Source organism: Micromonospora sp. CPCC 205561, assembly GCF_036906775.1.
Classification (GTDB): domain Bacteria; phylum Actinomycetota; class Actinomycetes; order Mycobacteriales; family Micromonosporaceae; genus Micromonospora.
Genome location: NZ_JBAKHV010000050.1, coordinates 36,157 through 47,178, shown reverse-complemented (window position 1 = coordinate 47,178; position 11,022 = coordinate 36,157). Strand labels below are relative to the sequence as shown.

The window sequence follows — 11,022 nt, the reverse complement described above, 5'->3', positions numbered from 1 at the left end:
GCCGCCGCACCCGCCCCGCGCCGCCCGCCGCCGGCTCCCCGGCCCCGGCCGCGCCCCCCGCCGGCTCCCGCCCGTACCCGGCCGGCGGGTCGCCCAGCAGCCGGCGTACGCCGTCGAGCATGTCGGCGCGCAGCACCTCGTCCGGCACGTCGGCGAAGAAGACCACGGGGTCGCTGCACGTCGCGACCGCCTGCACCGCCCGGACCCGCTCCCGGCGCCCGGCGTCCGGCCCGGCGATCAGCTCGTTGGCCCGCATCGCGATGCGCATCAGGCGGTGGTAGGCGTCGCCCCGGGTGATGAGCGCGATGTCGTGGAAGAGCATTCCGAGCGGGCGGCGGTGGGTCAGCACGGTCTCCACCCAGCCCTCCAGCACCGTCCAGCGGGCCCGCTCGGCCGGCCCCGCCGCCGCCGCGTCGAGCAGCGCCTCCAGGTCGGCCACCAGCGGCTCGACCAGGGCGACGAGCAGGTGCTCCTTGGCGGGGAAGTGGTAGAGGATCGCCGCCTTGGTCAGCCGCAGCCGCTCGGCGATCTGGCGCAGCGAGGTGCGCTGGTAGCCGTGCTCGGCGAAGAGGTCGAGCGCCGCGCGCAGGATCCGGGTACGCGTGTCGTCGGGCACCTCCGCGGTCATGGCGGCAAGCCTAGCCGCGACTGACCGGTGCGCGGCGTCACCGTTGATCGGACTGACCGTCGGTCAGTACAGTGGCGTCGTCGGCACCGCCAGCGGCAGGAGGGGTCATGCCCGTCATCTCCATCGAGAACCTGGTCAAGACGTTCGGCAGCGTCCGCGCACTCGACGGGCTCGACCTGCGGGTCGGGGCGGGGGAGGTGCACGGCTTCCTCGGCCCCAACGGCTCCGGCAAGTCCACCACCATCCGGGTCCTGCTCGGCCTGCTGCGCCGCGACGCGGGCGACGTACGCCTCTTCGACGCCGACCCCTGGCGCGACGCGGTGGCCCTGCACCGTCGACTGGCGTACGTGCCGGGCGACGTGAACCTCTGGCCGAACCTCACCGGCGGCGAGGCCATCGACCTCTTCGGCGAGCTGCGCGGCGGCCTGGACCGGCGCCGCCGCGACGACCTGCTGGAGCGCTTCGACCTCGACCCGACGCGCACCTGCCGCACCTACTCCAAGGGCAACCGGCAGAAGGTCGCCATCGTCGCGGCCTTCGCCTCGGACGTCGAGCTCTACGTGCTCGACGAGCCGACCTCCGGGCTCGACCCGTTGATGGAGGCGGTGTTCCAGGACGAGGTGCGGCAGCTCACCCGCGACGGCGCCACGGTGTTGCTCTCCAGCCACGTGCTCGCCGAGGTCGAGGCGCTCTGCGGCCGGGTCAGCATCATCCGCGAGGGCCGCACCGTCGAGTCCGGCAGCCTCGCCGAACTGCGCCACCTCACCCGTACGGCGGTCACCGTCGAGACCGCGCGGCCGATGACCGGGCTGGCGGCGCTGCCCGGCGTGCACGAGGTCCGCGAGATCGACGGGCGCACCCACCTGGAGGTCGAGCCCGCCCACCTCGACGAGCTGCTCGGGCACCTCGTCCGCTTCGGCGTGCGCGCCCTGACCAGCGCCCCGCCCACCCTGGAGGAGCTGTTCCTGCGCCACTACGGCGACGGGCGCGCCGCCGACGGGCGCCACGCGGGCACCGACCGGCGGGCGGGTGCCCGGTGAGCGCCTTCACCGGCACCGGGCGGCTCGCCCGGCTCGTGCTGCGCCGCGACCGGATCCGGCTCGCCGTCTGGGTGCTCGGCACGCCCCTGCTCGGCTACGCCCTCGCCGGCAGCGTCAAGGGGTTCTACCCCGACGAGGCGGCCCGGGTCGGCTACGCCAGCACCTCGGCCTCCAGCCTGGTCGCCCGGGCGTTCAACGGGCCCGTCGTCGGCACCGACCTGGGCGCGGTGGTGGTCGCCGAGTCGTACGTCACGCTGGCCCTGCTCGCCGCCCTGCTGAGCACCTTCGCGGTGGTCCGGCACACCCGGCAGAACGAGGAGACCGGCCGGGCGGAGCTGCTCGGCGCCTCCGTCGTCGGCCGGTACGCGTTGCTCACCGCCGCGCTGCTGGTGGTCGTCGCGGCGAACGTGGCCGCCGCCGCCCTGCTCGCCGCCGCCCTGGCCGGCGCCGGCCTGCCCCCGGCCGGGTCCGTCGCCGCGGCCGCCGCCGTCGGCGGCGTCGGCGTGGCGTTCACCGGAGTAGCCGCCGTCACCGCCCAGCTCTCGGTCACCTCCCGTGGCGCCAACGCGCTCGCCGCCGCCGCCGTCGGGATCGCCTTCCTGCTGCGCGCCGCCGGCGACGTGCTCGGCGAGCAGACCGACGGCGGCCTGCGGGTGGTCAGCGCCTGGCCGTCCTGGCTCTCCCCGCTGGGCTGGGGCAACCAGGTGCGTGCCTTCGGCGGCGAACGCTGGTGGGTGCTGGCGCTGCCCGTCGCGCTGCTGGTCGCCGCGGTGGCGTCGGCCTACGCGCTCGCCGAGCGGCGGGACATCGGCGCCGGGCTCGTCGCGCCCCGGCGCGGACCGGCCGCGGCGGCACCCGGCCTGCTCAGCCCCGCCGGGCTGGCCTGGCGGTTGCAGCGCGGCGCCCTGCTCGGCTGGGCGGTCGGGGTGGCGGTGCTCGGGTTCTCGATGGGTATCGCCGGTGACGAGTTCAACGCCATGATCGAGGAGAACCCGGCCGCCGCCGAGGCGATCAGCGCGATGGGCGGCGGCACCCGGCTGATCGACGCGTACCTGGCGGCGATGCTGGGGCTCTTCGCCCTGGCGATCGGGGCGTACGTCGTGCAGGCGCTGCTGCGCACGCGCGGCGACGAGACCGACGGGCTGCTGGAGGCGGTGCTCGCCACGGCGGTCGGCCGCACCCGCTGGTTCGCCACCCAGCTGGCCGCCGCGACGCTCGGCGCGTTCGCCCTGGTGCTGCTGGGCGGGCTCGCCACCGGGCTCGGCTACGGCCTGGTCGCCGGCGACCCCCTCGGCCGGGCCGTCGAGCTGGGCGGGGCGGCGCTGCTGCGGCTGCCGGCCCTGCTGGTGGTGGCCGGGGTGGTGGCGGCGCTGTTCGGGCTGCTGCCGCGCTGGTCGGTGGCGCTGTCCTGGGCGGCACTGATCGCGTTCCTGCTGCTCGGGCAGCTGGGCGCGGTGCTCGACCTGCCGCAGGCGGCGCTGAACCTGTCGCCCTACACCCACGTGCCGTCGGTGCCGGCGGTCGACCCGGCGGCGCTGCCGCTGGTCGTGCTGACGGCGGTGGCGGCGGCACTGCTGGCGGCCGGCCTGACCGGCTTCCGCCGCCGCGACGTCCCCAGCTGACGGGTCCCTGACGACGGGGTGTCACGCTGCGGCGAGGGGTTCCCGGGACCCGGCGTCGAGAAGGGCGGCCACCCGTGTGATCGCGTCGCGGATCATCGTGCCGTACGCGTCGTCCGGCAACTCGACAGCGAGGGGGGTCGCGAGCGCCAGGTGCTCCCGGGCACAAGCGACGTCGCCGACCCGGCGGTACCCGTCGGCGAGGTTGAGGTGCAGGGAGGGCAGCAGGGCGCGGACCCGCAACGACCCGTGCTGCCGCTGGACGCGTTCGTCGCTGAGGTCGGCGACGGCGGCCAGCGCGCGCCGGTCCCACGCCACCTCGTCCGCGACCGATTCCTGAAGGTCGGCCAGGTGGTGCGCGATGGTGCAGCGGTGCAGGGCGTCCCCGGTGTCACCGACCCGCTCCCAGAGTTCGGTGAGGGCGACGCGTGCGGCGCTCCGGTCGCCAGCTCCACCCAGTTCCAGGGCGCGGCCGATGTGCGCCATGACGTCGTCGCCGTCGTTCTTGTCCACTGTGCTCCCCGGGGTCGGGACCCGTCGGCCGTCCGCCGGGTCTTCGCGGCACATGCTCGGGGCTCGACCGACTCGAGGGTCAAGCCCTCGCACCTGGAAAGTTGCCCTGGCCGACGGCGGGCCGGTGAAGGAGGCTCAGCCGTCGCGGTTCACGCACGAGCGGGAGGCGCTGGCGTGGGTGCAGGCGCCGTGGCGCAGCGAGCGGTGGCGGCGCTTCGCTGTTGGCGTCAGCCGGGGTAGCGGGTCCTCCAGTGGGGATCGGTCGGGGGGAAGTACTCGCCTCCCGACGGGCTGTCGTGCAGCTCGGTGACGAGGTCTCGGGCCAGCGTGTCGGCCGTCCACGCCAGCTCCAGCCGGGACAGCCAGTCGACCGGGAGCGCGTCCGGCCCGTGCGCCGTACCCAGCAGGGCGCCGGCCACCGTCACGGCGTGGCCGCCGTCGCCGGCCGAGGCGGCGAAGAGGAGCGCCTCGCGTACCGTCTCCCGCCCCGGGAAGCAGGCGACGGCGTAGACGCCGCCCGCCAGCGCGGAAACCGCCCTGGGGTCGGGAGCGAGGCGGGTCAGCTCGCCCGTCGAGGGCGCGTCCGGCCGGGCCGCGGCCAGCGCCGGAACCAGGGACCGCTCCGACGCCTCGGCGAAGCCTCCCGGGTCCGACGCCACGCTCTCCAAGGCCTCGACGAGTTGGCGTCCCGCGGCGAGGAGACGGACCACCGCACCACCCAGCCCGGCGGCACCGACAGCGTCACCGGCGTGCGTGAGGGCGGCCATCTCCGCCGGGTCGCACGGGTAGAGGCTGACCGGCAGGGTGCGGGTGAGCGCGTGCGCCCCGGTGCCGTTGCCGGACGTGGGCGCGGATCAGGCCGTCGACGGTGAAGCAGGCGAGCTGCCCGGCGCTGGTCGCCGCCCGCGACCCGGCCGCGGGCACCGTGCCGCCTGTCGCGCCGATGGCGTCACCGAGCATCAGCCCGAGCACGCAGCCCCGAGCGGTCGCGAGCTGCTCCGCCGTCACCGCGGTCACGCCGTGAAGCATAGGAGCCGGTGCTGCGGGGCCATGGTGGGGCGGGGGCGCCCGCCGGCGGAGGCCGGGAGCGCCCGCCGCTGCGCCGGGACGTGGCTCACAGGGCAGGGACATCCGGATCGTGCCTCTGCACCTACGCTCTCCCTGCGGAGCTGGCCGCACCGTCCGCGTAGGAGGAAGCGTGCTGCGACAGCGTGGGTACTGGCGGGAAAACGGCGACCAGATCAGCGCGCAGGAGGCCTGGGACATCTGGGCCGAGCACGCGTACGACATCCTGGTCGAGGTGGCCCGGGGCTACCACGCGGTCATCACCTATGGCGAACTGAGAGACAGATTCCAAGCCGCCACGGGCATTCGGACGACCGCCCTGCTGCAGAACTGGATCGGCAACGTCCTCAACCGGGTCATTTGCGAGGCCCGCCGCCGGGGTGATCCGCCGCTTAGCGCGCTGGTCGTGCGGGCCGACGACGGGATGGTCGGCCCCGGATACGACGAGGTCCTCCGGATCACCGGGGAACCACAGCCGGCGGACGAGATCGCCCGGGAGGAGCATGCCGCCCAGGCCCGGCTGGCCTGCTACCGCCACTTCGGGGCGGCTCTGCCGGTGGGTGGCGGCGTACCTGCGCTGGCGCCGAAGCTACGGGAGACCCTGAAACGCCGACGCGATCAGGCCCCCGAGCCCCGCCGGCCGGTGTGCCCCACCTGCTTCGTCCAGCTCCCCAGGAACGGTGACTGCGACTCCTGCGGGTAGGGGCCGGCGGGCGGAACGGCGCCGTGGCGACCACCGGAACGGCGGTCACCGCCACCTGCTGACCTGCCCCTAGGATCGTCGGCATGCAGGAGGGCCGGTGGACGACGATTACGCCGTCGCAGTTCGCGCACGAGCGGGAGGCGCTGGCGCACGTCCAGGCGCTGCTGCCCGACACCGAGCCGTACCGTGCCTGGTCGAACTTCACGTTCACCGCGCAGACCGGCCACCCCTACGAGGTCGATCTGTTGGTGGCGGGCCCGGGCGGGCTCTACCTCATCGAGATCAAAAGCCTCAACGGCCAGCTCACCTCCAGCGGCTCCAACTGGATCCTGCGCGGCCCCAGCGGCACCCGTACGTTCGACAACCCGCTGCACCTCGCCGACGCCAAGGCCAAGAAGATCAAGTCTCTGCTCCAGGTGGCGGCGAGTCAGCGTAAGGGTCCGCCGCTCAGGATCCCGTTCGTGCAGGCGGCGGTCTTCCTGTCCAAGCCGGGCCTGATCGTCAACCTCGCCGAGCACCACCTGCACGGCATCCACGGTCCCGAGCCCGCACCCGGCCATCAGCCGGGCCCCCTGCCGACGATCGGCTCGCTGCTGCGGCGCCCGCCACAGGACGAGCGGCAGCGGGTCACCAAGGAGATGTCCGCAGCACTGCCGGAACTGCTCAAGGCCGTCGGCATCGCCCGCAGCCGCAAGCACTACCAGATCGGGGCGTGGGAGCTCGACACCCGCCCGTTCGACCTCGGGCCAACGTGGCAGGACCACCATGCCCGGCACCGGGAGCTGGAGCGGGAGCACCGGCGGATCCGGATCTATCTGGTCGAGCGCAACGCGGTGCAGTCCGAGCGGGCCAGCATCGAACGCGCCGCCAAGCGCGAGATGACCGTGCTGCACGGCATCAACCACCCGGGCATCGTGCGGGTCGACTCGATGGAGTCGCACGAGGCCGGGCCCGCGCTGATCTTCCGCTACGACCACCGCTCCATCCGGCTGGACCACTACATGGCCCAGTACGGCGACCGCCTCGACGCGCTGAGCCGGCTCGCCATGATCCGTCAGCTCGCCGAGACGGTGGCCTATGCTCACCGCCGGCGGCTGCACCATCGCGCCCTGTCGGCCCGCAGCGTGCTGGTCAGCCCGGGTCGGCGGCGTCGGGGCGGCAGCGAGGACGAGGCCTGGCTGGTGCCGCAGTTGCAGGTCAGCGACTGGCAGGCGGCCACCCGGGGTGCCGACACCGCCGGCGGCAGCAGCGGTGACCCGGTGACCCACTCCTCGCACGCCGCCTCGCACATCGAGCACTCCGCCGAGGCGTACCTCGCGCCGGAGCTGACCGCCCCGAAGCCCGACGCGGTGGCGATGGACGTCTTCGGGCTGGGCGCGCTCGCGTACCTGATCCTGACCGGGGAGCCGCCAGCGGCGAAGCGCCCCGAGCTGCTTTCCCGGCTGGCCCGCGACAACGGGCTGCGCGCCACCGCCGTGGCCGACGGAATCAGCCTCTTCGCCGACGAGCTGATCCAGGCGGCCACCGCCCCGGTGCCGACGCAGCGACTCACCACCGTCGCCGAGTTCGTCGAGATGCTGCAGGAGGTCGAGGACGAGCTGACCGCCCCGCCGCCCGGCTCGGTGCACCCGGAGGAACCGGAGCCGGAGCAGGTCGACCCGCTGGAGGCGCGCGGCGGGGACCGGGTCAGCGAGTGGACGATCAGGAAGAGCCTCGGCACGGGCTCGACGTGCCGGGCGTTCCTGGCGCACAACGAGCGCACCGGCAAGGACGAGGTGCTCAAGGTCGGCCTCTCAGACGAGAAGGGCGCCCGGCTGGCGCACGAGGCCCGGGTGCTCGGCCCGCTCACCGACTCCCGGGTGATCCGGCTGGCCCGGCCCGAGCCCCTGCAACTCGGCACCCGCACCGTCGTGGTGCTGGAGCACGCGGGTGAGCTGACGCTGGCACGTAAGCTGCGCGACGACGGCCGGTTGACCGTCGACGAGTTGGAGACCTACAGCCACTACCTCTTCGGCGCGCTCGACTACCTGGAGGGCGAGGGCGTCTACCACCGCGACATCAAGCCCGACAACATCGCCATCCGGATCCGCCCCAACCGCACCCGCCAACTGGTGCTGTTCGACTTCTCCCTGGCCGGCGTCTCGGTCAAGGAGACCGCCGCCGGCACCCCCCGCTACCTGGACCCGTTCCTCGGCACCGCCAACCGGCAGGTCTACGACAAGCACGCCGAGTGGTACGCCCTCGCGGTCACCCTGCACGAGATGGCCTCCGGCGAGCTGCCGGTCTGGGGCGACGGCGGCACGGAGCCGCAGCTCACCGAGGGCCCGCCGGTGCTGGCCGTGGAGGCGTTCGACCCGGCGATCCGCGACGATCTGGTCGACTTCTTCCGGCAGGCGCTGCACCGCGACCACCGGCAGCGGTTCACCTCGCTGAAGGACATGCGCGACGCCTGGCACCAGGTGTTCCGACGCTCCGACGCGAGCGCTCCGGTCGGCACCGACCACCCGGAGATCGAGGCCGACGAGCCGGACGAGCAGGCCGCCGAGGCGGCCCGCGACGAGGCCGCGACCAGGGCGACCCGGGCCACCGCGCTGGAGGCTGCCGGCCTCACCCCGCGGGCCGTCTCCGCCGCCCACCGGCTGGAGGCCACCACCGTCGGCGAGTTGCTCACCGTGGCGAACAAGCTCGCCACCCTGCCCGGCCTCGGCGCGCGGACCCGCAAGGAGCTGCAGCGCCGGGTCAAGGAGTGGCGCGGCCGGCTGGGGGAGCGGGAGACCATCCCCACCACCCCCGCCGCCCGCAGGGCGGCCACCGCCGAGGCAGCCACCGAGACCGACGCCGGGCATGGCGACGCCGATCTGGTACGCGTCGGCGTGGACGCGATCGCCACGCTGCTGCTGCCGGCGAAGAACGGCCGCAACGACACCGAGATCGAGGGCACGCGGCTGCTGCTGCACCTGCCCGACTCCTCCGGCACGCTGCCGGCGCTGCCGCCCTGGCCGCAACAGCCGCAGGTCGCCACCGCGCTGGGCGTGAGCTCCGCCCGCATCGCGCAGATCCTCGGCAAGCAGCGCAAACGCTGGCACCACATCCCCGTGGTCGGCAGCGTGCGTACGCAGATCATCGAGCTGTTGCGCGACGGCGGCCGGGTGATGGGCGTCGGCGAGCTGGCCACGGCGCTGCTCGGCAGCCGGGGCTCGGTGCGTACGGGCGACGCGCTGCGCCGGGCGGTGGCGCTCGCCGCGGTGCGGGCCGCCGTGGAGGTCGACGCCCTCGCCGACGAGCCGCGCCTGCTGCTGCGCCGCCACGGCGAGCGACTGCTGGTGGCCCTGGAGGCGGGCGAGGACGACGGCCCCGACACCCCGGCCGCGCCGGCCCTGCTCGACTACGCCGACGCGCTCGGCAAGGCCGCCGACCGGCTCGCCGCCAGCGAGGTGCTGCCCAGCCCGGCGACGGTGCTGCGTACCCTCGCGGCCGTGACCGCGCCCGGCGGGGCGGCCGACGCGATCGACGAGCGGCGACGGGTGCTGCTCGCGGCGGTGGCCTCGGAGCGGGCCGCCGCGACCGCGCGGCTGGAGCTCTATCCTCGCGACCTCGACCCGGTGCGGGCGCTGCGGCTGGCCCAGGCCGGTGTGGTGCCCCCGGCGGCCGGGCCCGACAAGCGGCGCGGCCTGACCCCCACGCAGGTCGCCGACCGGGTGGCCGCGCGGTTCCCCGAGCTGGACCCGCTGCCGCCGCACCCGAAGCTGGACCGGCTACTGGCCGAGGCCGGTTTCGAGCTGCGCTGGGACCGCGACCGGTACGTCCCGCCGCCACCCCGCAACGCGTCGTCCTCGATGTCGTACGTGCAGCGTCGTCCGTCGGCTACGGCCGCGCCGAGCCGGTGGACGGCGGAGTCGCCGGAGCTGGCGGCGGCGATGCGGGCCGAGGAGCGCCTGACGGGCGCCAGGTCGGCCGGTGGGTTCCGGGCCCTGACGGTACGCCTCAACCGGTACGCCCCGGCCCGCGAGGAACTCATCCGGCGCTTCGACGCCCGGCCGGTGAACGTGGCGGCCCGTTTCCTGGACCACCTGCACGCCCTGGTCGACGCGCGTCCGAAGCCGACCTGGGAGACGGTGCTGAGGGCCGACATCGCGGAGCCCGGCTCCCGGCCGGCGATCAAGCTGGGCGAGTACGCCGAACAGGCGTGGCAGCTCGCCGTGCCCGAGCTGCGCGCGGAGTTGCGGGCCGGTGAGGGGCCGGTGCTGCTGCACGACGCGGCGGTGCTGGCGCGCTACCGGGCGGTGGACCGGCTCCACGAGCTGGCCGACGCGGCGCGGACCGGGGTGGGCGACGTGTGGCTGCTCTGCCCGATGGAGGACCCGGCGCTGCTGCCCAAACTGGACGGTGCGGTGGTGCGGGTGGGCGACAACGAGTGGATCGCCCTACCGGACGCCTGGGTCGTCAACGCCCACCGCAGCGTGTCGACCGTCTGACGACCGAGGGGGTCACCTACTCTTTGGCGGCCGTATCGTGGGCGCTGGCTCACCCCATCGGTGTCCACAGAAAGACCAGGGGCCCTGCCGCGGCTGTGGACCCGTCCCACCTTGGAGCGCGCCCCAGCGCTCAGCGCGACGCGCGGGCATGCGCCCAGCCGATGAGTTCGTCGACGTATTCGGCCGCCCGGGGCCGCTCGGCGAAAGCCGCGCGTAATCCGGCGCAGGCAGCATCCAGTTCCGGCGACGGTCCTCGCCCGGAGAGCAGGATGACCAGTGGTGGCCAATGGCCGATCTGCTTGTTGGGCAATGCGCTCAGCTCGGCCAGGTAGCGGCCTGGCTGCAGCAGTTCGACCAGCCGATCCGCCGCCCGCGTCACGCCAGTGAGGAGATCGGCGTGCAGCCGATCCACATCGGTGTCGGCTGTCACCTGCCAGCGCTCGCGGTCACTGTCGGTCGGGTGGGGGCACGGCACCCGGGGTTCCATGAGGCCGATGCTGTAGATCTCGCTCGCCATGTTCATCGGCTGGGTCTGCCCGGTCCTCCACGCCATCCACTCCCACCACTCCTTCGGGGCCACTGCGGTATCGATGTAGAACATTTTCGCGGTGGGCCGTGACCACTGCGACGGCTGTTTGCGAATAACGGCGACACCTTCGGGCGTGATCAGCCGCCACACCGCACCGGAGCTACGAAAGCCCCGTGGATGCAAGGCCACGCCGATGTCATGCAGCAGGCCGCGTACTACCACATCGAGTTTCGCCATGACCCGACGATACGGTCGTCCACCGGAGTCGGTGCAGCGCGAGGAGCCGACGCAGATTCGATCCGCGATCTGCCCCGTCTGAGCTGGTTCGCCGAAGGAGTGCCCCAGTACCTCGACTTCGTCACCGCCGGCCTGACCCTGCCGTGGAGCCCGGGTGTCGGCGACCCAGGCCAGTTCCAGCCGGGACAGCCAGTCGACGGGCAGGGCAGCCGG

General features: G+C 74.2%; 7 protein-coding genes and 1 pseudogene. 4 read left to right on the top strand and 4 right to left on the bottom strand.

Annotation, left to right across the window (positions count from 1 at the left end; genetic code table 11):
* On the bottom strand, positions 1–628 hold a 628-nt coding region (locus V6V16_RS22455; RefSeq protein ID WP_334565011.1), incomplete at its 3' end, for a TetR/AcrR family transcriptional regulator.
* Between the two features lie 107 nt (positions 629–735).
* On the opposite strand from V6V16_RS22455, the gene V6V16_RS22450 reads away from it, so the two are divergent.
* Both V6V16_RS22450 and V6V16_RS22445 read left to right on the top strand, forming a co-directional pair.
* Positions 736–1,668 carry an ABC transporter ATP-binding protein gene (locus V6V16_RS22450; protein WP_334565009.1) on the top strand — a complete coding sequence of 311 codons (933 nt, stop codon included), beginning with the start codon at positions 736–738 and terminating at the stop codon, positions 1,666–1,668.
* Positions 1,665–3,290: an ABC transporter permease gene (locus tag V6V16_RS22445; RefSeq protein ID WP_334565007.1), complete on the top strand. Its 1,626-nt coding sequence runs from the start codon at positions 1,665–1,667 to the stop codon at positions 3,288–3,290. Before V6V16_RS22450 ends, V6V16_RS22445 begins: the two co-directional genes overlap by 4 nt.
* A 21-nt stretch (positions 3,291–3,311) precedes the next feature.
* On the opposite strand, the gene V6V16_RS22440 is transcribed toward V6V16_RS22445, so the two are convergent.
* A complete protein-coding gene (locus V6V16_RS22440; RefSeq protein ID WP_334565012.1) occupies positions 3,312–3,773 on the bottom strand; it encodes a hypothetical protein in 462 nt (153 codons plus the stop codon).
* 254 nt (positions 3,774–4,027) lie between these two features.
* A pseudogene (locus V6V16_RS22435) lies at positions 4,028–4,624 on the bottom strand (ADP-ribosylglycohydrolase family protein); the annotation flags it as partial.
* A 374-nt stretch (positions 4,625–4,998) separates the two neighbouring features.
* On the opposite strand from V6V16_RS22435, the gene V6V16_RS22430 reads away from it, so the two are divergent.
* Together V6V16_RS22430 and pglW are read left to right on the top strand one after the other, a co-directional pair.
* Complete coding sequence (locus V6V16_RS22430; RefSeq protein ID WP_334565005.1) at positions 4,999–5,568, top strand: hypothetical protein; 570 nt, start codon at positions 4,999–5,001, stop codon at positions 5,566–5,568.
* Positions 5,569–5,651: 83 nt separating this feature from the next.
* Positions 5,652–10,043, top strand: coding sequence for a BREX system serine/threonine kinase PglW (pglW, locus tag V6V16_RS22425; RefSeq protein ID WP_334565003.1), 4,392 nt, complete (start codon positions 5,652–5,654; stop codon positions 10,041–10,043).
* Positions 10,044–10,173: 130 nt separating this feature from the next.
* On the opposite strand, the gene V6V16_RS22420 is transcribed toward pglW, so the two are convergent.
* Positions 10,174–10,809 (bottom strand): DUF4304 domain-containing protein, encoded by a 636-nt coding sequence (locus V6V16_RS22420; protein ID WP_334565002.1) that lies wholly within the window; start codon positions 10,807–10,809, stop codon positions 10,174–10,176.
* Positions 10,810–11,022 lie beyond the last annotated feature (213 nt).

Coding starts and splice junctions, on each gene's coding strand:
- V6V16_RS22420 (WP_334565002.1), bottom strand. CDS start 10,809: ATGGCGAAACTCGATGTGGTAGTACGCGGCCTGCTGCATGACATCGGC.
- pglW (WP_334565003.1), top strand. CDS start 5,652: ATGCAGGAGGGCCGGTGGACGACGATTACGCCGTCGCAGTTCGCGCAC.
- V6V16_RS22440 (WP_334565012.1), bottom strand. CDS start 3,773: ATGGCGCACATCGGCCGCGCCCTGGAACTGGGTGGAGCTGGCGACCGG.
- V6V16_RS22450 (WP_334565009.1), top strand. CDS start 736: ATGCCCGTCATCTCCATCGAGAACCTGGTCAAGACGTTCGGCAGCGTC.